Here is a 21,027-nt window from a genome sequence, read left to right on the forward strand (position 1 = left end):
ATGGCCCCTCTCTTTTTGTCGGCTTGTCGGCGTAACGACCAACGGTCATCAGCCGGTGTAGACGGCTTCTTCCGGATACTTGATGCGGGTCTCGCTCGGGCGGGCCAGCATGAAGGCCAGGGTCAGAGGACCGAGACGGCCGCAGATCATCACCAGCACCAGGATCAGCTTGCCCGGTTCACTCAGACCGGCGGTGATGCCGGTGGAGAGCCCCACGGTGGCAAACGCCGAAATGGTCTCGAACATGATCTTGTCGAAGGATTGCTGCTCGGTGAGCATCAGCAGGAACATGGCCAGCATCAGCACCATGGTGCTGACGATGATGATGGCCAGCGATCGGGTCACTATCTGGGGTGACAGGGTGCGGCCGAAGGCGGTGACATGGGGGCGCTTGGTCAGAAACGCCTTGGTCGCCAGCAGCACTACCGCGAAGGTGGTCACCTTGATACCACCACCGGTGGAGGTGGCGCCGGCCCCGACAAACATCAGCATCATCATGAACAGCAGGGAGGCGGGCACCATCTGGCCGATGTCGATGGAGTTGAAGCCGGCGGTACGGGCGCTGGTGGACTGGAAAAAGGCCGCCAGCCACTGACCGCCGAAGGAGGCCTTGCCGAGGGTGCCCGGGTTGTTGTGCTCCAGCAGCCAGAACATCAGGGTACCCAGCAGCAGCAGGGCCGGTGTCATGATCAGCATCAGCTTGCTGTGCAGCTTGAGCTTGCGCCAGCGGCGGTTGCGTACCAGGTCGACGATGACGGTGAAGCCGATCCCCCCCAGAATGATCAGCGCGGCTATGGTCAGGCTGATGATGGGGTCGTCTCTATAGTCGATGAGATTGTTGGCGAACAGCGAGAAGCCGGCGTTGTTGAAGGCCGAGACCGCGTGGAAGAAGCTGACGTAGAGGCCGCGCTCCCAGCCGAGCTCGGGTACCCAGCGGATGGCCATCAGGCCGGTGCCGATGAGCTGGGCGATGAAGGCGAACAGCACGATCCGCTTCACCAGCTGGATGATGTTGACCGACCCCTCCTGACCCAGTGCCTCCTTGGCCAGCACCTGCTGGCGCAGACCGACCCGCTTGCTGAACATGGCGATCAGCAGCAGGGTCATGGTCATCTGGCCGAGGCCGCCAATCTCCATCAGCATCAACAGAAAGATCTGCCCCTGCAGGGTGAAGGCGGTGCCGGTATCCACCACTCCGAGCCCGGTCACGCTGATGGCCGAGGTTGCGGTGAACAGGGCGTTGATGAAGCTCACTTCGCCGTTGTGGCTGGAGGGCTGCACCAGAAACAGGGTGCCGACCAGCAGGATGATCAGGAAGCTGCCGAGGATCAGCTTGGCTTCGCTCCAGCGCGACTCGTCGTCCCGGTGCAGGGCGAAGGCGTAGTTGCTACGCCAGCGGGTCATAGGGTTTCCAGCCAGTGGTCGATGGCGTGCTTGTTGCCCGCCAGGATCAGGATGTCACCCAGTTGCAGCTCCATCTTGCCGGTCAGCACGTTGTGCAGCACCTGGCCGCGCTTGATGGCCAGCAGTTGCAGTTCGGTCTGTTGCAGCAGATGCAGATCGGCGAGGGTGCGGCCATTTTGCGGCAAACCGATGACGAACTCGGTCAGCACCATGTCGTGGCCCAGCTCCAGATAGTCGAACAGCCGGTTGTCCAGCATGCTCTGGGCGACCCGGCGGCCCATGTCCCACTCCGGGTTGATCACCTTGTCGGCCCCCACCTTCTGCAGGATCTTGGCGTGGAACTTGTCGCGCGCCTTGACCCACACCTTCTTCACGCCGGCTTCCTTGAGGACGAGGGTGGTGAGGATGCTGGTCTCGAGGTTGTCACCGATGGCAACGAAGACGATGTCGAAGTCGGCCAGCCCCAGCTCGGCCACCGTGGCCTCGTCGGTGGCATCGGCGACGATCACGTGGTTGCAGAGGGTGGCTATCTGACGGGTCTTGCTCTCGTCGATGTCTATCGCCAGCACCTCGGCATCCTGCCGTTGCAGCTCTTCACACAGGGCGCTGCCAAACAGTCCCAGGCCGATCACGGCAAATTGGTTGTTCATGAGTACTTCCTCAAGCGTCGGAGCCGGATACTCTACTCCTGCGGCATGAGTCCGAAAAGGGGGGCGGATTTTTCGTCCGGCGGCAATATAAGGTAGACTGCCCGCTTGCCATTGTCGGGACACGCAGATGAAACTCACCCCTTACGCCTCCTTGTTGACGCTCAACACCCTCGCCCTCGATGCCCGCTGCCGCTGGCTGGCCGAAGTGGAACGGATCGACGATCTGCTGCAACTGGTAGCCAACCCCGAGCTGGCCGGCCAGCCGCGGCTGGTGCTGGGCGGTGGCAGCAACGTGCTGTTTTGCGATGACTTCGCCGGTGTCGTAGTGCTCAACCGGCTCAAGGGGATAACGCTGCACGACGAGGGGGATCACTGGTTGCTGCACGTGGCGGCCGGCGAGAACTGGCATGAGCTGGTGTGCCATAGCCTGCAGCAGGGCTGGTTCGGGCTCGAGAACCTGGCGCTGATCCCGGGCACGGTCGGGGCCGCCCCGGTGCAGAATATCGGCGCCTACGGGGTCGAGCTGGCCAGCGTCTGCGCCTATGTGGAGGCGTTCAACTGGCAGAGCGGCCAGCTGGAGCGCATCGAGGCGGCCGCCTGCGGATTTGGCTATCGCGACAGCATCTTCAAGCACGCCTGTCAGGACAGCCACTTCATCACCGCCGTCGGGCTGCGCCTCGCCAAGGCCTGGCAGCCGGTGGCGGGTTATGGCCCACTGGCCGCGCTCGGTGAGCAGCCCACGGCGCAGGCCATCTTCGATACCGTCTGCGCCACCCGCATGGCCAAGCTGCCGGATCCGGCCGTGCTCGGCAATGCCGGCAGCTTCTTCAAGAACCCCGTGGTGACGGCGGCGCAGGCCGACCGGCTCAAGCAGCAATATCCTCACATGCCCTGTTACCCGACCGCTGACGGGCAGGCCAAGCTGGCCGCGGGCTGGCTCATCGATCAGTGCGGCCTCAAGGGGTTTGCCATCGGCCGCGCTGCCGTGCATCAGGAGCAGGCCCTGGTGCTGGTCAACCTGGGCGGTGCCAGCGCCATGGAGCTGATCGCCCTGGCGGCTCACGTACGCGACAGCGTGGAGCAGAAGTTCGGCGTGCTGCTGGAACACGAGGTGCGTTTCATGGGGCGCAGCGGTGAAACTTGGCTCGACGAGGTGCTCTCATGACCCTGACCCCCATCAGACAGACCCTGATCACCCTGCTCAGCGACGGCCAGTTTCACTCCGGTGAACAGCTGGGTGAGCAGCTCGGCATCAGCCGGGCGGCGGTCAGCAAGCACATGGCCGCGCTCAAGGAGCTGGGGCTGGACTTGTTCAGCCTGACCGGCAAGGGTTATCGGCTGGCGGTGCCGATGGCGCTCTATGACGAGGCGCAGTTGCAGGCGTTGGCACCCATGGCGCCGGTACACTGCTTTCCGGTCATCGACTCCACCAACCAGTACCTGCTGGAGCGGGTCAACCAGCTGAGCTCCGGCGAGAGCTGTCTGGCCGAGTGCCAGACCGCCGGTCGTGGCCGGCGCGGCAAGCCCTGGGTCTCCCCCTTCGGGTGCCAGCTGATCCTCAGCATGTACTGGCGGCTCGAGCAGGGTATGGCCGCTGCCATGGGACTGAGTCTGGCGGTCGGCGTGGCCGTGGTGCAGGCGCTGGAATCCCTCGGTTATCCGGGGGTGGAGCTGAAATGGCCGAATGACCTCTACTATCAGGGCCGCAAACTGGCGGGCATTCTGGTGGAGATGAGCGGCAGTGCCGGAGCCAGCTGCCATCTGGTGATCGGGGTCGGCCTCAATCTGGCGATGCCGAGCCGGGAGGGAGAGCGGATCGATCAGGCCTGGTCCGAACTGCGCCACATCCAGCCGGAACTGGTAGACCGCAATCTGCTGGCCGGCCGGGTGCTCGATCACCTGCAGCAGGCCATGCTCACCTTCGAACAGAGTGGTCTCGCCAGTTTCGTGGCGGACTGGAACCGGCTCGATCACTTCGCCGGCCGGCCGGTGCGGCTGCTGATGGGCGAGCAGGAGATCCGCGGCGTGGCGCGCGGCATCGATGATCGCGGCGCCCTGCGGCTGGAGACCGCAGAGGGGATCAAGTTCTACCTGGGCGGCGAGATCTCCCTGCGCCGGGGCGACTGAAGGCAGTGGCGATCGTCATGAATAGAAGAGGGGGCCTGCGGGCCCCCTCTTCATTGTGATTCGTGTTGGTAGCCGCTACTTGCGCAGTTTGATCTGCTCGATGGCGTGCTCGTTGCCCTTGGTCAGGATCAGGTTGGCCCGTTCCCGGGTCGGCAGTATGTTCTCTTTCAAATTCAGATAGTTGATATCTTGCCAGATGTTGTTGGCGATCTTGGTCGCTTCGCTCTCCGCCAGTTTGGCGTAGTGGTGGAAATAGGAGTCCGGATCCGAGAAGGCACCGCTGCGAAACTTGAGGAAGCGCTCGATATACCAGGTGCGTAGCAGTTCGGCCTCGGCATCCACATAGATGGAGAAGTCGACGAAATCGGAGACGAAGACCCGGTGAGGCTCCTGCGGGTAATCCATGCCGCTCTGCAGTACATTGAGCCCTTCGAGGATCAGGATGTCCGGCTGCTCCACCACCTTCTTCTCGTCAGGGATGATGTCGTAGATAAGGTGGGAGTAGACAGGCGCTTCGACCTTTTCGTGGCCGGCGCGGATGTTGGCGACAAATTCCACCAGATGACGGATGTCGTAGGATTCCGGGAAGCCCTTGCGGCGCATCAAGCCGCGCTCTTCCAGCACCTTGTTGGGATAGAGAAAGCCGTCGGTGGTGACCAGCTCCACCCGCGGGTGTTCCGGCCAGCGCTCCAGCAATGCCTGCATGATGCGCGCCGTGGTGCTCTTGCCCCCCGCCACGCTGCCGGCGATGCTGATGATGTAGGTACCCTTGCCGCGGGACTGACCGAGAAACTGTTCCAGTACCCGGCTGCGGCGCTGCTTGGCCTTGACGTAGAGGTTGAGCAGGCGGGAGAGGGGCAGGTAGATCTCTTCCACCTCCTGCAATGACACCTTTTCATTGATCCCGCGCAGGGTCTGCAGATCGTGCTCGGTCAGGGTCAAAGGGACCGAGTCGCGCAATAACGCCCATTGTTCGCGGGTGAATTGCAGATAGGGGTTATGCTCTGTCGTCATGGTGTCATCACTGTTTCTTGGGCAGGGCGACCATACACCAAGGGGTGGGGAGCGACAAGAGAAGCGACGGTTTCGAGCGGAGAGTGAGTCCTTTTTTGCCTGGTTCCCGGCAATAATGCACATTTTGCAAGGCGCAATGGTTGCATCCCCAAAATGCTTACCATAAAATGCGCGACGCTTAGATGTCTGTCGTCTATTTGCTCGGCAAAAGCGATAAAACAACGGGTGCAAGCAGAATTACCGTTGTGGCATTTATGCAACTGGAGGGGTTCCCGAGCGGCCAAAGGGATCAGACTGTAAATCTGACGGCTCTGCCTTCGAAGGTTCGAATCCTTCTCCCTCCACCATATTTCTCTGCGGTTTGAGTTCTTTGGGTTAGAGAAATGCGGGCATCGTATAATGGCTATTACCTCAGCCTTCCAAGCTGATGATGCGGGTTCGATTCCCGCTGCCCGCTCCAAGATGCTGATACGGCTCAGGCGATAGCAGAGCCACACCTTAGGGTGAGTTCGGCAATCGAACCTGCCTGTCAGCACCAGCCTCTCTTCCCCACCAGATTCAAATCCATCATATAAACTGTTCTGTGGTTAGCTTGCCACCGCGTACTCAGCGTTAGTTTAGAGGGACGATCATGTCTAAAGAAAAATTTGAGCGTAATAAACCGCACGTTAACGTGGGTACCATCGGCCACGTTGACCACGGTAAAACCACCCTGACTGCCGCTATCACCAACGTGCTGGCCAAGCACTTCGGTGGTAAGGCTTTCGCCTTCGACCAGATCGACAAGGCACCGGAAGAGCGTGAGCGTGGTATCACCATCAACACCTCCCACGTAGAATACGACACCGCTACCCGCCACTACGCACACGTAGACTGCCCGGGTCACGCCGACTACGTTAAAAACATGATCACCGGTGCTGCCCAGATGGACGGCGCGATCCTGGTAGTAGCAGCGACTGACGGCCCGATGCCGCAGACTCGTGAGCACATCCTGCTGGGTCGTCAGGTAGGCGTTCCGTACATCATCGTGTTCATGAACAAGTGTGACATGGTAGATGACGAAGAGCTGCTGGAACTGGTCGAGATGGAAGTTCGCGAACTGCTGTCCGAGTACGACTTCCCGGGTGATGACCTGCCGGTAGTCCGTGGTTCCGCACTGAAAGCGCTGGAAGGCGAAGCTCAGTGGGAAGAGAAGATCCTGGAACTGGCTGGCCACCTGGACACCTACATTCCGGAGCCGGAGCGTGCCATCGACCTGCCGTTCCTGATGCCTATCGAAGACGTATTCTCCATCGCTGGCCGTGGTACCGTAGTAACCGGTCGTGTAGAGCGCGGTATCGTCAAAGTTGGTGAAGAAGTGGAAATCGTGGGTATCAAAGATACCACCAAGACCACCTGTACCGGCGTTGAAATGTTCCGCAAACTGCTGGACGAAGGTCGTGCAGGCGAGAACATCGGTGCACTGCTGCGTGGCGTGAAGCGTGAAGACGTAGAGCGTGGTCAGGTACTGGCCAAGCCGGGCACCATCAAGCCGCACACCAAGTTTGAATCTGAAGTGTACGTACTGTCCAAAGAAGAAGGTGGTCGTCATACCCCGTTCTTCAAAGGCTACCGTCCGCAGTTCTACTTCCGTACAACCGACGTGACCGGTACCATCGAACTGCCGGAAGGCGTAGAGATGGTAATGCCGGGCGACAACATCAAGATGGTTGTTACCCTGATTGCGCCGATCGCGATGGACGACGGCCTGCGTTTCGCCATCCGTGAAGGTGGCCGTACCGTAGGTGCTGGTGTTGTAGCTAAAGTTATCGCTTAATCTTTGGCTTACATAAATAAAGCAAAGCCCCTATAATAGGGGCTTTCTTATGCAGGGGCGTAGTTCGAATTGGTAGAACAGCGGTCTCCAAAACCGATGGTTGCGGGTTCGAGTCCTGCCGCCCCTGCCATATACCTCGTCTCGTACGGGGCTTTTGTGTCTTTGGTTACGTCAGATACAGGTGGGTTGTATGAGTGTTAGTTCTGAGAGCCAGGGCGGAAGCAAGGATACCCTGCTTTGGGGCCTGGTTTTCATTATCCTGGCGGCCGCTGTAGTGGGTAATTACCTGCTCAACGATGTCGTCGCTGCCGTCCGCGCCCTGGGTGTGGTCGTTGTCATTGCTGCTGCCGGTGCAGTAGCCCTGCAAACCACCAAGGGAAAGGCGACACTGGCATTTGCCCGTGAGTCTCGCCTGGAAGTCCGCAAGGTCGTATGGCCGACCCGCCAGGAAGCCATTCAGACAACCCTGATTGTGCTGGCGGTGACTGCCGTGATGGGGCTGTTGCTGTTCATTCTGGACGGTGCCTTGGTCTGGTTGGTCAACCTGATTACCGGTGTGTAAGGATAAGCCATGACTGAACAACGTGAACAACGTATGAGATGGTATGTGGTGCAGGCGTTTTCCGGCTATGAAGGCCGTGTTGCCAAATCCCTGCGTGAACATATCAAGATGCATGGCATGGAAGACATGTTCGGTGAAGTGCTGGTCCCGACCGAAGAAGTGGTCGAGATGCGCGCTGGCCAGAAGCGCAAGAGTGAGCGCAAGTTTTTCCCGGGCTACGTCCTGGTTCAGATGATCATGGATGAGACCACATGGCACCTGGTACGCAACGTACCGCGCGTCATGGGCTTCATTGGTGGCACCTCTGATCGTCCTGCTCCTATCTCTGATAAAGAAGCGGATGCCATCCTCAATCGTCTGCAAGATGCCCACGACAAGCCGCGTCCGAAAACCCTGTTTGAACCGGGTGAAATGGTGCGGGTTGCCGATGGTCCGTTCGCCGACTTCAACGGTACCGTTGAAGAGGTGGACTACGAAAAGAGCCGCGTGAAGGTCTCCGTTTTGATCTTCGGTCGTTCTACGCCGGTAGAGCTGGATTTTGGTCAGGTCGAAAAGGGCTGATTAAACTCTGTTCGTTAACGGTTGTCAGGGGCTGCGAATGTCATTATAATTCGCTGCCCCTTTATTAGTTGGGGAGCCGTTTGCAGGAGCATGTCTCCGAGGCGTTAGAACCCATTTCTGAGGTATTTTTGTAATGGCTAAGAAAGTCACAGCTTATATCAAGCTGCAAGTTAAGGCTGGCAGTGCTAACCCCAGCCCTCCCGTTGGTCCTGCTCTGGGTCAGCACGGTGTGAACATCATGGAATTCTGTAAGGCGTTCAACGCCCGTACAGAAAAGCTGGAAAAAGGCTCACCGACTCCGGTCGTGATCACCGTTTACAGTGACCGTTCCTTCACCTTCGAAACCAAGACTCCGCCCGCTTCCTTCCTGCTGAAGAAAGCTGCTGGTATCCAGTCTGGTTCTGCCAAGCCGAACAAAGACAAGGTTGGTAAGGTGACTGTGGCTCAGCTGCAAGAAATCGCCAAGACCAAAGAGCCGGATATGACCGGTGCCGATCTGGATGCAAAAGTACGTTGCATCGCCGGCTCCGCTCGTTCCATGGGCCTGGTAGTGGAGGATTAAGACAATGGCAAAACTTTCCAAGCGTATGCGCGTTATTCGCGAAAAAGTTGACGGTACCAAAGAGTACTCCATCAACGAAGCCATTGCCCTGCTGAAAGAACTGGCTACTGCCAAGTTCGTTGAAAGCGTTGACGTTGCCGTTAACCTGGGTATCGATGCTCGTAAATCCGACCAAAACGTACGTGGTGCAACTGTACTGCCGCACGGTACCGGTCGTGAAGTACGCGTAGCCGTATTCACCCAAGGTGCCAACGCCGAAGCTGCCAAAGCTGCCGGTGCTGAACTGGTTGGTATGGACGAGCTGGCCGATCTGGTCAAGAAAGGCGAGATGAACTTCGACGTAGTTATCGCATCCCCGGATGCCATGCGCGTTGTTGGTCAGCTGGGTCAAATCCTGGGTCCGCGCGGTCTGATGCCGAACCCGAAAGTTGGTACTGTAACTCCTAACGTTGCCGAAGCCGTCAAGAACGCCAAGGCTGGTCAGGTTCGTTACCGTAATGACAAGAACGGTATCATTCACACCACTCTGGGCAAGGTTTCTTTCAACGAAGTTCAGCTGAAAGAAAACTTGGAAGCTCTGCTGGTTGCCCTGAAAAAGGCCAAGCCGTCTTCCGCCAAGGGTGTATTCATCAAGAAAGTCAGCATCTCCACCACCATGGGTGCCGGTGTTGCCGTAGACCAAGCTTCTCTGGAAGCTCAGGCCTAATTGATGGATTTTACAAGGCGCAAAATTTAATCTATAATTTTGCGCCTTGATTGGTTGGGGGTTTCGACCTCCGTCCAAGACCGCAGGTGGCTGCAAGGCCTTAATCCTTCCTGCGTAGACGGTACCGGAAACCCAGCGAGAAAGATTTCTTTCTCTTCTGGAATCCTGCTACCGCATCGTTCCCCTCTGTTGTAAAGGTAGGGGGGATGTGTCAGTACTGGGTCAAACTAGACCCGGATTCAATCCAGGAGTTAAGCCAATGGCATTGGGACTCGAAGACAAAAAGGCAATTGTTGCTGAAGTCAACGAAGCTGCCAAAGGCGCTCTTTCTGCAGTTGTAGCCGATTCTCGCGGCGTGACTGTAGAGAAGATGACCAGCCTGCGTAAATCTGCTCGTGAAGCCGGTGTGTACATGCGCGTTGTGCGTAACACCCTGCTGCGTCGCGCAGTTGAAGGTACCGAATTCGGTTGCCTGAACGACGTATTGTCTGGTCCTACCTTGATTGCTTTCTCTAACGAACACCCGGGCGCTGCCGCTCGTCTGTTCAAAGAGTTTGCCAAAGCGAACCAAAAGTTCGAAATCAAGGCTGGCGCTTTTAACGGTGAGTTTATCGCCGCAGCACAAATTGATCGTCTGGCCACGCTGCCGACCTACGACGAAGCAATTGCGAAGTTGATGGCTACCATGAAGGAAGCCTCTGCTGGCAAGCTGGTTCGTACCATCGCTGCTGTGCGTGATCAGAAGCAAGCTGCTGCTTGATTCTCGCCTATTTAGGCTGTTTGAGTTTATTCAACATCAGGAATTTTTGTCATGTCTATCACTAAAGACCAAATTATCGAAGCCGTTGCTTCCATGTCCGTAATGGAAGTTGTTGAGCTGATCGAAGCTATGGAAGAGAAGTTCGGTGTTTCTGCCGCTGTTGCTGTTGCTGCCGGTCCGGCCGCTGAAGCAGTAGAAGAGAAGACCGAGTTCGACGTAGTTCTGACTGCTGCCGGTGCCAACAAAGTTGCTGTCATCAAAGCCGTTCGTGGCGCCACCGGTCTGGGCCTGAAAGAAGCCAAAGACCTGGTAGAAGCTGCTCCGGCTAACCTGAAAGAAGCCGTCTCCAAAGACGAAGCTGAAGCTCTGAAGAAAGAGCTGGAAGCTGCCGGTGCTTCTGTTGAGATCAAATAATCTGCATTTATGTAGATTAGCCTGATAAAACAGGCTAGGGCTGGTGAATTTTTGTTCACCAGCCTTTTTGCGCTGTAGACTGAGAGCATTTCACACCGTTTACGACTCTCGGTGCACCAGCAATCCGGACTGTTTTCATTCGTCCGGGCCAACACAAAACGGTGTTGAGACAGAGCTGTCCCGTGGGACAGAGTGGGTCACTTATCAGCGAGCTGAGGAACCCTATGGTTTACTCTTATACCGAAAAAAAACGCATTCGTAAGGACTTCGGTAAGCGAGACCAGGTACTGGACACGCCTTATCTGTTGTCCATTCAGCTGGACTCCTTCAAGCAGTTCATCGAGGCTGACCCGGAAGGTGAATATGGCCTAGAGGCCGCTTTCCGTAGCGTTTTCCCGATCACCAGTTACTCCGGTAGTGCTGAGCTTCAGTATGTCAGCTATCGCCTGGGTGAGCCGGTATTTGACGTAAAAGAATGCCAGATCCGTGGAGTGACCTACTCCGCGCCGCTGCGTGTCAAGCTTCGTATGGTTCTGTACGACCGTGAAGCAGCTGCCGGCACCGTCAAAGACATCAAGGAACAAGAAGTATACATGGGCGAAATTCCGCTCATGACCGAGAACGGCACCTTTGTTATCAACGGTACCGAGCGGGTAATCGTCTCCCAGCTGCATCGTAGCCCGGGCGTCTTCTTCGACCACGATAAAGGCAAAACACATTCATCCGGTAAGGTGCTGTATAACGCGCGCGTTATTCCCTACCGTGGCTCCTGGCTGGACTTCGAGTTCGATGCGAAAGACAACCTGTTTGTCCGTATCGACCGTCGTCGTAAACTGCCGGCATCCATTATTCTGCGTGCCCTGGATTTCAGTTCCGAACAGATTCTGGCCACCTTCTTCGAAACCATCGGTTTCGAAGTCAAAGATGGCAAGTTGATGATGGATCTGGTGCCGGAGCGCCTGCGTGGTGAAACTGCGACCTTTGACATCGTGGCCAATGGCGCCGTGGTGGTTGAGACCGGTCGTCGAGTGACTGCGCGTCACATCCGTCAGTTGGAAAAAGATTCCGTTACCCAGATTGAGGTACCGGTTGAGTATGTTGTTGGCAAGGTTGCTGCCAAGGACTACGCACATCCGCAAACTGGCGAGATGGTAGTGACTGCCAACCAGGCGCTGAGCCTGGAAGCGGTAGCCAACCTCTCCCAAGCCGGCTTCAAGCACTTCGAGGTTCTGTTCACCAATGAACTGGATCACGGTGCCTACATGTCCGAGACCCTGCGTATCGACTCCAGCTCCAGCCGCCTGGAAGCACTGGTCGAAATCTATCGCATGATGCGTCCGGGTGAGCCGCCGACTCGCGAAGCCGCAGAACAGCTGTTCGAGAACCTGTTCTTCTCTTCCGAGCGTTACGACCTGTCTACCGTAGGTCGGATGAAGTTCAACCGCCGTCTGGCCCGTGAAGACGAGACCGGCGTGGGTACTTTGACCAAAGACGACATCGTCGATGTGATGAAGCGCCTGATCGACATCCGTAACGGCAATGACGAGGTGGATGATATCGACCACCTGGGTAACCGTCGTATCCGTTCTGTCGGTGAAATGGCTGAAAACCAGTTCCGCGTCGGTCTGGTGCGTGTCGAGCGTGCGGTCAAGGAGCGTCTCTCCCTGGGCGACCTGGACACCCTGATGCCGCAGGATCTGATCAACGCCAAGCCGATCTCCGCCGCAGTCAAAGAGTTCTTTGGTTCCAGCCAACTGTCCCAGTTCATGGACCAGAACAACCCGCTGTCCGAAGTGACCCACAAGCGTCGTATTTCCGCGCTGGGCCCGGGCGGTTTGACTCGTGAGCGTGCCGGCTTTGAAGTTCGAGACGTACACCCGACCCACTACGGTCGTCTGTGCCCCATCGAAACGCCTGAAGGTCCGAACATCGGTCTGATCAACTCGCTGTCCGTGTACTCTCGTACCAACGAGTACGGTTTCCTTGAGACCCCGTACCGCAAGGTCATTGACGGTGTGATCACCGACGAAGTGGACTATCTGTCTGCTATTGAAGAAGGCAAGTACGTGATCGCACAGGCTAACGCCGCGACCACCGAAGATGGCCGTCTGAAAGATGAATTGATCCCGTGCCGTCACAAAGGTGAATCCACCTTTATGAACGCCGACCAGATCCAGTATATGGACGTGAGCCCGCAGCAGATCGTATCTGTGGCAGCGGCCCTGATCCCGTTCCTGGAACACGATGACGCGAACCGCGCATTGATGGGTTCAAACATGCAACGTCAGGCTGTACCGACTCTGCGCGCCGACAAGCCGCTGGTTGGTACCGGTATGGAACGCGCTGTGGCCGTTGACTCCGGTGTTACCGTAGTGGCCAAGCGTGGCGGCATGATCGACTACGTCGATGCCTCCCGTATCGTTATCAAGGTCAACGAAGATGAGCTGCTGCCTGGCGAAGCCGGCATCGACATCTACAGCCTGACCAAATACACCCGTTCCAACCAGAACACCTGTATCAACCAGCGTCCGTGCGTGATGTTGGGCGAGCCGGTGATGGCGGGCGACGTGCTGGCTGACGGCCCGTCCACCGACCTGGGTGAACTGGCGCTGGGTCAGAACCTGCGCGTCGCGTTCATGCCGTGGAACGGTTACAACTTCGAAGACTCGATCCTGGTGAACGAGCGTGTTGTTCAGGAAGATCGCCTGACCACCATTCACATCCAGGAACTGGCCTGTATCTCCCGTGACACCAAGCTGGGTCCGGAAGAGATCACTGCTGACATCCCGAACGTGGGTGAAGCCGCTCTGTCCAAGCTGGACGAGTCCGGTATCGTCTACGTGGGTGCCGAAGTGAAGGGCGGCGACATTCTGGTCGGTAAGGTAACGCCGAAAGGTGAAACCCAGCTGACGCCGGAAGAGAAGCTGCTGCGCGCCATCTTCGGTGAGAAGGCGTCCGACGTGAAGGACTCTTCCCTGCGTGTGCCGAACGGTGTTTACGGTACCGTGGTTGACGTGCAGGTCTTTACCCGCGATGGCGTGGAAAAAGACAAGCGCGCCAAAGAAATCGAAGAGATGCAGCTGAAGGAAGCGAAGAAGGACTTGACCGAAGAGTTCAAGATCCTGGAAGACGGCATTTTCGGCCGCTCCCGCAACCTGCTGCTGGCCGCCGGCTACAGCGAAGACCGTCTGAACAAGCTCGATCGCTCCAAGTGGTTTGAACTGGCCATCGAAGATGAAGCCAAGCAAATCGAGCTGGAACAGATCGCTGAACAGCACGTTGAGCTGAAGGCTGAGTTCGACAAGAAATTCGAGAACAAGCGTCGCAAGATCATCCAGGGCGATGACCTGGCGCCGGGCGTACTGAAGATCGTCAAGGTCTATCTGGCCGTCAAGCGTCGCATCCAGCCGGGTGACAAGATGGCGGGTCGTCACGGTAACAAGGGTGTTATCTCCAAGATCTGTCCGGTCGAGGATATGCCCCATGACGAGTACGGCCGTCCGGTCGACATCGTTCTGAACCCGTTGGGCGTACCGTCCCGTATGAACATCGGTCAGATCCTCGAAGTGCACTTGGGCCTCGCGGCCAAGGGTATCGGCGAGAAGATCGACCGCATGGTCAAGGAACAGCGCGAACTGCACGAGATGCGTGACTTCCTGCAACAGGTCTATGACCTGGGCGAGAAAGACACCCAGCAAGTGAACGTGGCCGAGCTGTCCGACGACGACGTACGTACCCTGGTCGGTAACCTGCGCAAGGGTCTGCCGGTCGCTACGCCGGTCTTTGATGGCGCCAAAGAGCGTGAAATCAAGGCCCTGCTGAAGCTGGCCGACCTGCCGGAATCCGGTCAGATCGCCCTGTTCGACGGTCGTACCGGTAACGCCTTCGAGCGTAAGGTCACCGTGGGTTACATGTACATGCTGAAGCTGAACCACCTGGTAGACGACAAGATGCACGCGCGTTCTACCGGTTCTTACAGCCTGGTTACCCAGCAGCCGCTGGGTGGTAAGGCACAGTTCGGTGGTCAGCGTTTCGGTGAGATGGAAGTGTGGGCCCTGGAGGCTTACGGTGCGGCATATACCCTGCAGGAGATGCTGACCGTCAAGTCTGACGATGTGAACGGCCGTACCAAGATGTACAAGAACATCGTGGATGGCGACCACCGTATGGAGCCGGGCATGCCCGAATCCTTCAACGTATTGCTGAAGGAAATCCGCTCTCTGGGTATCAACATCGAGCTGGACGAAGAGTAAGAGCTCGCTCTTATTGTTCGAGAATTGACGTGGGCGCCCCGCTGTTTCGGCAGTAGGGGCGCCGAGGTTAGACTCCTGACAGGGGAAACACGTGAAAGACTTACTCAAGTTTTTGAAGGCTCAGACCAAGACCGAAGAGTTTGACAGTATCAAGATCGGTCTGGCCTCTCCTGACATGATCCGCTCCTGGTCATTCGGTGAGGTCAAAAAGCCTGAGACCATCAACTACCGGACTTTCAAGCCGGAACGTGATGGTCTGTTCTGCGCCCGTATCTTCGGACCGGTGAAGGACTACGAGTGTCTGTGCGGCAAGTACAAGCGCCTGAAACACCGTGGTGTGATCTGTGAGAAGTGCGGCGTAGAAGTGACCCAGACCAAGGTCCGTCGTGAGCGTATGGGCCACATCGAGCTGGCCAGCCCGACTGCCCACATCTGGTTCCTGAAGTCCCTGCCGTCCCGTATCGGTCTGCTGCTGGACATGACCCTGCGTGACATCGAGCGCGTGCTGTATTTCGAATCCTATGTAGTGATCGAACCCGGCATGACCAACCTCGAGCGCAGCCAAATGCTGTCCGAAGAGCAGTACCTGGACGCACTGGAAGAGTGGGGCGACGAATTCGACGCCAAGATGGGTGCCGAAGCAATCCTGGCATTGCTGCGCGCCATCGATCTGGAAGGCGAAGTGCGCACCATGCGCGAAGAGCTGGATCAGACCAACTCCGAGACCAAGCGCAAGAAGACCACCAAGCGCCTGAAGCTGATGGAAGCCTTCCTGCAGTCCGGCAACAAGCCGGAGTGGATGATCATGACAGTGCTGCCCGTGCTGCCGCCGGACCTGCGTCCGCTGGTACCGCTGGACGGCGGCCGTTTCGCGACCTCCGATCTGAACGATCTGTACCGTCGCGTGATCAACCGTAACAACCGCTTGAAGCGCCTGCTGGACCTGGCTGCTCCGGACATCATCGTGCGCAACGAAAAGCGCATGCTGCAAGAGTCCGTCGATGCCCTGCTGGACAACGGCCGTCGTGGCCGTGCCATCACCGGCTCCAACAAGCGCCCGCTGAAATCCTTGGCCGACATGATCAAGGGTAAGCAAGGTCGTTTCCGTCAGAACCTGCTCGGTAAGCGTGTCGACTACTCCGGTCGTTCCGTTATCACCGTAGGTCCGACGCTGCGTCTGCATCAGTGCGGTCTGCCGAAGAAGATGGCGCTGGAGCTGTTCAAGCCGTTCATCTATGGCAAGCTGGAATCCCGCGGTCTGGCGACCACCATCAAGGCCGCCAAGAAGATGGTGGAGCGCGAAGAAGCTGTCGTTTGGGACATCCTGGACGAAGTGATCCGCGAACACCCGGTGCTGCTGAACCGTGCACCGACCCTGCACCGTCTGGGTATCCAGGCGTTTGAACCGACCCTGATCGAAGGCAAGGCCATCCAGCTGCACCCGCTCGTCTGTGCCGCCTATAACGCGGACTTCGATGGTGACCAGATGGCGGTCCACGTACCGCTGACCCTGGAAGCCCAGCTGGAAGCGCGCGCGCTGATGATGTCCACCAACAACATCCTGTCGCCTGCCTCCGGTGAGCCGATCATCGTTCCGTCTCAGGACGTGGTCTTGGGTCTGTACTACATGACCCGCGCCCGTATCAACGCCAAGGGCGAAGGTATGGTGCTGTCCGGCCCGAAAGAAGCCGAGAAGGTATACCGCGCCGGTCTGGCCGATCTGCATGCTCGCGTGAAAGTTCGCATCACCGAATACCTGCGTCAGGAAGACGGTTCGCTGCGTGCTCACACCGAGATGAAGAACACCACCGTTGGTCGTGCGATCCTGAGCCTGATCCTGCCGAAAGGCATGGAATACGCGCTGATCGACGAGCCGAAGGTGCTGACTGCTGCAGAGCAGGCTGACCTGGATGCCAACCCGCAGAACTGGATCAAATCCGTATCCAACAAGGCGCTGGGCAAAAAGCTCATCTCCCGTCTGCTGAACACCTGCTATCGCAAGCAGGGTCTGAAGGACACCGTCATCTTCGCTGACCAGCTGATGTATACCGGTTTCCACTATGCGGCCCTGTCCGGTGCTTCTGTTGGTATCGATGACATGGTCATCCCGGATGCCAAGAAAGACATCATCGCCGCAGCCGAAGCCGAAGTTGCCGAGATCCAGGACCAGTTCCTGTCCGGTCTGGTGACCGCGGGCGAACGCTACAACAAGGTTATCGATATCTGGGCCAGCGCCAACGAGCGCGTCTCCAAGGCCATGATGGAGAACTTGTCCAAAGAGCGTAACGTCAACTCGCTGGGTGAAGAAGAAGAGCAAGCCTCGTTCAACAGCATCTTCATGATGGCCGACTCTGGTGCGCGGGGTTCCGCAGCCCAGATCCGTCAGCTGGCCGGTATGCGTGGCCTGATGGCCAAGCCGGATGGCTCCATCATCGAGACCCCGATCGTCGCGAACTTCCGCGAAGGTCTGAACGTACTGCAGTACTTCATCTCCACTCACGGTGCTCGTAAGGGTCTGGCGGATACCGCACTGAAGACTGCGAACTCCGGTTACCTGACTCGTCGTCTGGTTGACGTGGCACAGGACATGGTGATCACCGAGGACGATTGCGGCACTACCGAAGGTCTGTGGATGACTCCGCTGATCGAAGGTGGCGACGTGGTCGAACCGCTGCGTGAGCGCGTGCTGGGCCGTGTGGTTGCCGATGACGTGATCAAGCCGGGTACTGAAGACGAAGTGCTGGTAGCACGCAACACCCTGCTCGACGAGCAGCTGTGTGACCTGCTGGAGCGCAACTCTGTTGACCGCGTGAAGGTACGTTCTGCCATCACCTGTGAGACCGACTTCGGTAACTGTGCTCACTGCTACGGCCGTGATCTGGCCCGTGGTCACCTGGTTAACAAGGGTGAGGCTGTCGGTGTTATCGCCGCCCAGTCCATCGGTGAGCCGGGTACCCAGCTGACGATGCGTACCTTCCACATCGGTGGTGCCGCATCCCGTGCCGCTGCCGAGAGCAGCATCCAGGTCAAGAACACCGGTAGCATCAAGCTGCAGAACGCCAAGTTCGTTCACAACAGCGATGACAAACTGGTTATCACCTCCCGTTCTACCGAACTGACCATCATGGACGAGATGGGCCGTACCAAGGAAAGCCACAAGCTGCCTTACGGTTCCGTGCTGGAAGTGAAAGATGGCCAGGCCGTGAACGCCGGTGAAACCGTCGCCAACTGGGATCCGCACACTCACCCGATCATCACCGAAGTAGCGGGTCGTCTGCACTTCGAACACATGATCGATGGCGTGACCATCACTCGTCAGACCGACGAGCTGACCGGTCTCTCCTCCATCGTCGTGCTGGATGTCAACGAGCGTCCGAGCGCCGGTAAAGAGATGCGTCCGACCGTGAAACTGGTCGACCTGAACGGCAAGGACGTGATGATCCCGGGTACCGATGTCGCCGCCCAGTATTTCCTGCCGGGCAAGGCAATCGTGAACCTGGAAGATGGTGCCAACGTGGGCGTGGGTGACGCGGTAGCGCGTATCCCGCAAGAGTCCGGCGGTACCAAGGACATCACCGGTGGTCTGCCGCGCGTTGCGGATCTGTTCGAAGCACGTCAACCGAAGGAACCGGCAATTCTGGCCGAGATCTCCGGTACCATCTCCTTCGGGAAAGAGACCAAGGGCAAACGCCGTCTGGTCATCACCCCGACCGATGGTGGCGATGTCTACGAGGAGATGATTCCGAAGTGGCGTAACCTGAACGTGTTCGAAGGTGAAAAAGTTGAGAAGGGTGAAGTGCTGGCGGACGGTCCTGAGTCTGCTCACGACATTCTGCGTCTGCGCGGTATCAGCCCGGTCGCCAACTACATCGCCAACGAAGTGCAGGACGTTTATCGTCTGCAAGGCGTTAAGATCAACGACAAGCACATCGAAGTCATCGTGCGTCAGATGCTGCGCAAGTGCGAGATCCTGAGCGCCGGCGACACCGACCTGATCGAAGGCGAACAGGTTGAAGTGGCTCGCGTGAAGATTGCCAACCGTAAGCTGGTTGCTGAGGGCAAGACCCCGGCCACCTTCCGTCACATCCTGATGGGTATTACCAAGGCATCTCTGAGCACCGAGTCCTTCATCTCCGCGGCTTCCTTCCAGGAAACCACCCGTGTTCTGACCGAAGCGGCCGTTGGCGGCAAGCGTGACGAACTGCGTGGCCTGAAAGAGAACGTGATCGTGGGTCGTCTGATCCCGGCTGGTACTGGCTTTGCCTACCACCACGGCCGGATCAACCAGCGTGCCGCCGCAGCCCGTGCTGTTGGTGTGCCGCAGGTGACTGCCGATGAAGCTCAGCAAAACCTGGCGGATCTGCTCAACGCAGCCGGCAGTTTTGACGAAGAGTAATCTTCCGCTGTAGCGAATGAAAAGGGCCCCTTCATGGGGCCCTTTTTTATTGTCGATTTTCTCGTCAAAGCCAGACGCCACGCGGATATTCGGATGATCCAGAGCAAGGTTGCAGAGTAAAAAATCAAAAAAAGTTGACATTGCCCCCTCGCAACTGAAAACTCGGGAAAGTTGAATGGGTATTACAGGGGTAGAACATGACTGTCGGTATCGAGGAAGTGATGCTTCCCGAAGAGCAACTGATCGGTCGCACTTTTACAGACGAAGACAGGGAATTGTTGCGCTCATACGATGGGCTGATCGATGGCTTGGCCGAGTTGTTCGGCAAGCACTGTGAAGTGGTGCTTCACTCCCTGGAAAATCTGCACGAGTCCGTGATCAAGATTGCCAACGGGTTCAATACGGGACGGAATGAGGGGGCCCCCATTACCGATCTCGCGCTGCGTATGCTCAAGGACATCGAGAATACCGGCCAGGATTACACCCAGAGCTATTTTGCTCGCAGCCGTACCGGTGCCCTGATGAAGTCGAGTACCATCGCCATCAGGAATAGCGACAAGCAGGTGATTGGCCTCATATGTATCAACCTGCACATCAACGCGCCTTTTCACGAGTTCGTCGCCGAATTTTTCCCGACGCCGCAACAAGTCGAGCGTCAGTCGCCGGAGACCTTTGCCAACAGTGTGGAAGAGCTGGTTGCCCAGACGGTGGACAACACCATCGACGAGATCAACCGCGATCCGACCGTTGCCAACAATGCTAAAAACAGGTTTATCGTGACCCAGCTGTTCGAGAAGGGCATATTTGATATCAAGGACTCGATCAACCTGGTCGCCGACAAGCTGAACATTTCCAAACATACCGTTTATCTGTACATCCGACAGCGCAAGCAGGGTGAAGACGAAAACGAGTAAGCGCCATAGAAGGGGATAGACAAGAATGGCTAAAGAAGTTATTGCAACCGACAAGGCTCCTGCCGCAATTGGCCCGTATGTTCAGGCCACCAAACTGGGCGAGCTGGTCTTCACTTCCGGGCAGATCCCGCTCGATCCGGCCACCATGGAGATAGTGGCTGGCGGTATCGAAGCGCAGGCCGAGCAAGTGATGAAGAACCTGGTTGCAGTATTGAAGGAAGCGGGAGCCGATACCGGCAAGGTATTGAAGACCACCTGCTTCCTCAGCGACATGAACAACTTTGTTGCCTTCAACCAGGTTTATGCCCGTTACTTCGGTGAAGCCGCTCCTGCCCGCTCCTGCGTGGAAGTGGCGCGCCTGCCGAAGGATGTGCTGGTTGAAGTCGAAGCCATCGCTTACGTCTGATCCAAGGCTGCACGAAGAGCCCCTCCCAGGAGGGGCTTTTTTGTGTTTGGCGTAGAATGGACGAACACATGCGCAGGAGTCCGGATATGAGTCTGAATTTTGCCCTGCTGGTAACGGGACCCGCCTATGGCACCCAGTCGGCCAGCACCGCCTATCGCTTTGCCTTGAGCCTCATCGAGCAGGGCCATCGCTTGTCTCACCTGTTCTTCTACCAGGATGGGGTCTGCAACGGCAACGGGTTGCATGCTCCCGCCTCCGATGAGAGCAACCTGGTCGCCCTGTGGCGTGAACTGGCCAACCAGCAAGGGATCCGTATCGATGTGTGCGTCGCCGCCGCCATGCGGCGCGGTGTGCTGGATGAGCAGGAGGCCAAGGGGCTGGGCAGGGCACACTTCAACCTGGAGCCGCCATTTTGCCTGAGCGGCCTGGGTCAGCTGGCGGAGGCCAGCCTGACCGCCGATCGATTCGTCCAGTTTTAAGAG

17 protein-coding genes and 3 tRNA genes are annotated in these 21,027 nt (G+C 57.7%); 17 read left to right on the forward strand and 3 right to left on the reverse strand.

Annotated elements, in window-relative coordinates; translation table 11 throughout:
* Nucleotides 1–48: 48 nt before the first annotated feature.
* Together PG899_RS16735 and PG899_RS16740 are read right to left on the reverse strand one after the other, a co-directional pair.
* On the reverse strand, nucleotides 49–1,404 hold the full coding sequence (locus PG899_RS16735) for a TrkH family potassium uptake protein (RefSeq protein WP_077095685.1): 1,356 nt from the start codon (nucleotides 1,402–1,404) through the stop codon (nucleotides 49–51).
* The gene (locus PG899_RS16740) at nucleotides 1,401–2,054 is read right to left on the reverse strand and encodes a potassium channel family protein (protein ID WP_011707709.1); all 654 of its coding nucleotides are present in this window, start codon (nucleotides 2,052–2,054) and stop codon (nucleotides 1,401–1,403) included. The genes PG899_RS16735 and PG899_RS16740 overlap by 4 nt, the downstream gene beginning before the upstream one ends.
* Nucleotides 2,055–2,181: 127 nt before the next feature.
* On the opposite strand from PG899_RS16740, the gene murB reads away from it, so the two are divergent.
* Both murB and birA read left to right on the forward strand, forming a co-directional pair.
* Complete coding sequence (gene murB, locus PG899_RS16745) at nucleotides 2,182–3,219, forward strand: UDP-N-acetylmuramate dehydrogenase (protein ID WP_190283834.1); 1,038 nt, start codon at nucleotides 2,182–2,184, stop codon at nucleotides 3,217–3,219.
* The gene (birA, locus tag PG899_RS16750) at nucleotides 3,216–4,181 is read left to right on the forward strand and encodes a bifunctional biotin--[acetyl-CoA-carboxylase] ligase/biotin operon repressor BirA (protein WP_024945204.1); all 966 of its coding nucleotides are present in this window, start codon (nucleotides 3,216–3,218) and stop codon (nucleotides 4,179–4,181) included. Before murB ends, birA begins: the two co-directional genes overlap by 4 nt.
* A 75-nt stretch (nucleotides 4,182–4,256) precedes the next feature.
* On the opposite strand, the gene coaA is transcribed toward birA, so the two are convergent.
* The gene (gene coaA / locus PG899_RS16755) at nucleotides 4,257–5,195 is read right to left on the reverse strand and encodes a type I pantothenate kinase (protein ID WP_011707706.1); all 939 of its coding nucleotides are present in this window, start codon (nucleotides 5,193–5,195) and stop codon (nucleotides 4,257–4,259) included.
* A 262-nt stretch (nucleotides 5,196–5,457) separates the two neighbouring features.
* Here coaA and PG899_RS16760 point away from each other — a divergent pair.
* The 15 genes from PG899_RS16760 to tusD all read left to right on the forward strand — a co-directional run bounded on the left by PG899_RS16760 (nucleotide 5,458) and on the right by tusD (nucleotide 21,024).
* Nucleotides 5,458–5,542: transfer RNA gene (locus PG899_RS16760), tRNA-Tyr, on the forward strand.
* Nucleotides 5,543–5,580: 38 nt separating this feature from the next.
* A tRNA-Gly gene (locus tag PG899_RS16765) sits at nucleotides 5,581–5,655 on the forward strand.
* Nucleotides 5,656–5,826: 171 nt separating this feature from the next.
* Nucleotides 5,827–7,011, forward strand: coding sequence for an elongation factor Tu (tuf, locus tag PG899_RS16770; RefSeq protein ID WP_011707694.1), 1,185 nt, complete (start codon nucleotides 5,827–5,829; stop codon nucleotides 7,009–7,011).
* Between the two features lie 53 nt (nucleotides 7,012–7,064).
* Nucleotides 7,065–7,141: transfer RNA gene (locus PG899_RS16775), tRNA-Trp, on the forward strand.
* Nucleotides 7,142–7,201: 60 nt separating this feature from the next.
* Nucleotides 7,202–7,573 carry a preprotein translocase subunit SecE gene (secE, locus tag PG899_RS16780; RefSeq protein ID WP_011707705.1) on the forward strand — a complete coding sequence of 124 codons (372 nt, stop codon included), beginning with the start codon at nucleotides 7,202–7,204 and terminating at the stop codon, nucleotides 7,571–7,573.
* A gap of 9 nt (nucleotides 7,574–7,582) precedes the next feature.
* Nucleotides 7,583–8,134 carry a transcription termination/antitermination protein NusG gene (nusG, locus tag PG899_RS16785; protein ID WP_005306318.1) on the forward strand — a complete coding sequence of 184 codons (552 nt, stop codon included), beginning with the start codon at nucleotides 7,583–7,585 and terminating at the stop codon, nucleotides 8,132–8,134.
* 133 nt (nucleotides 8,135–8,267) lie between these two features.
* Entirely contained in the window at nucleotides 8,268–8,696 is a 429-nt protein-coding gene (gene rplK, locus PG899_RS16790) for a 50S ribosomal protein L11 (RefSeq protein ID WP_016352267.1), read from the forward strand.
* A gap of 4 nt (nucleotides 8,697–8,700) precedes the next feature.
* Entirely contained in the window at nucleotides 8,701–9,402 is a 702-nt protein-coding gene (gene rplA / locus PG899_RS16795) for a 50S ribosomal protein L1 (RefSeq protein WP_016352266.1), read from the forward strand.
* A gap of 259 nt (nucleotides 9,403–9,661) precedes the next feature.
* On the forward strand, nucleotides 9,662–10,162 hold the full coding sequence (gene rplJ, locus PG899_RS16800; protein ID WP_016352265.1) for a 50S ribosomal protein L10: 501 nt from the start codon (nucleotides 9,662–9,664) through the stop codon (nucleotides 10,160–10,162).
* 51 nt (nucleotides 10,163–10,213) lie between these two features.
* A complete protein-coding gene (gene rplL / locus PG899_RS16805) occupies nucleotides 10,214–10,576 on the forward strand; it encodes a 50S ribosomal protein L7/L12 (RefSeq protein ID WP_005341840.1) in 363 nt (120 codons plus the stop codon).
* Nucleotides 10,577–10,800: 224 nt separating this feature from the next.
* Entirely contained in the window at nucleotides 10,801–14,829 is a 4,029-nt protein-coding gene (gene rpoB, locus PG899_RS16810; RefSeq protein ID WP_010635847.1) for a DNA-directed RNA polymerase subunit beta, read from the forward strand.
* A gap of 91 nt (nucleotides 14,830–14,920) precedes the next feature.
* Nucleotides 14,921–19,225, forward strand: a complete 4,305-nt coding sequence (rpoC, locus tag PG899_RS16815; protein ID WP_011707700.1) for a DNA-directed RNA polymerase subunit beta' — start codon at nucleotides 14,921–14,923, stop codon at nucleotides 19,223–19,225.
* Between the two features lie 197 nt (nucleotides 19,226–19,422).
* A complete protein-coding gene (locus PG899_RS16820; RefSeq protein WP_005306294.1) occupies nucleotides 19,423–20,139 on the forward strand; it encodes a helix-turn-helix transcriptional regulator in 717 nt (238 codons plus the stop codon).
* Nucleotides 20,140–20,164: 25 nt separating this feature from the next.
* On the forward strand, nucleotides 20,165–20,545 hold the full coding sequence (locus PG899_RS16825; RefSeq protein WP_016352264.1) for a RidA family protein: 381 nt from the start codon (nucleotides 20,165–20,167) through the stop codon (nucleotides 20,543–20,545).
* An 86-nt stretch (nucleotides 20,546–20,631) separates the two neighbouring features.
* Nucleotides 20,632–21,024 (forward strand): sulfurtransferase complex subunit TusD, encoded by a 393-nt coding sequence (tusD, locus tag PG899_RS16830; RefSeq protein WP_016352263.1) that lies wholly within the window; start codon nucleotides 20,632–20,634, stop codon nucleotides 21,022–21,024.
* The last annotated feature ends 3 nt before the right edge of the window (nucleotides 21,025–21,027 follow it).

The sequence above is a fragment of the Aeromonas sp. QDB39 genome (assembly GCF_027707585.1).
Taxonomy (GTDB): Bacteria; Pseudomonadota; Gammaproteobacteria; order Enterobacterales; family Aeromonadaceae; genus Aeromonas; species Aeromonas hydrophila.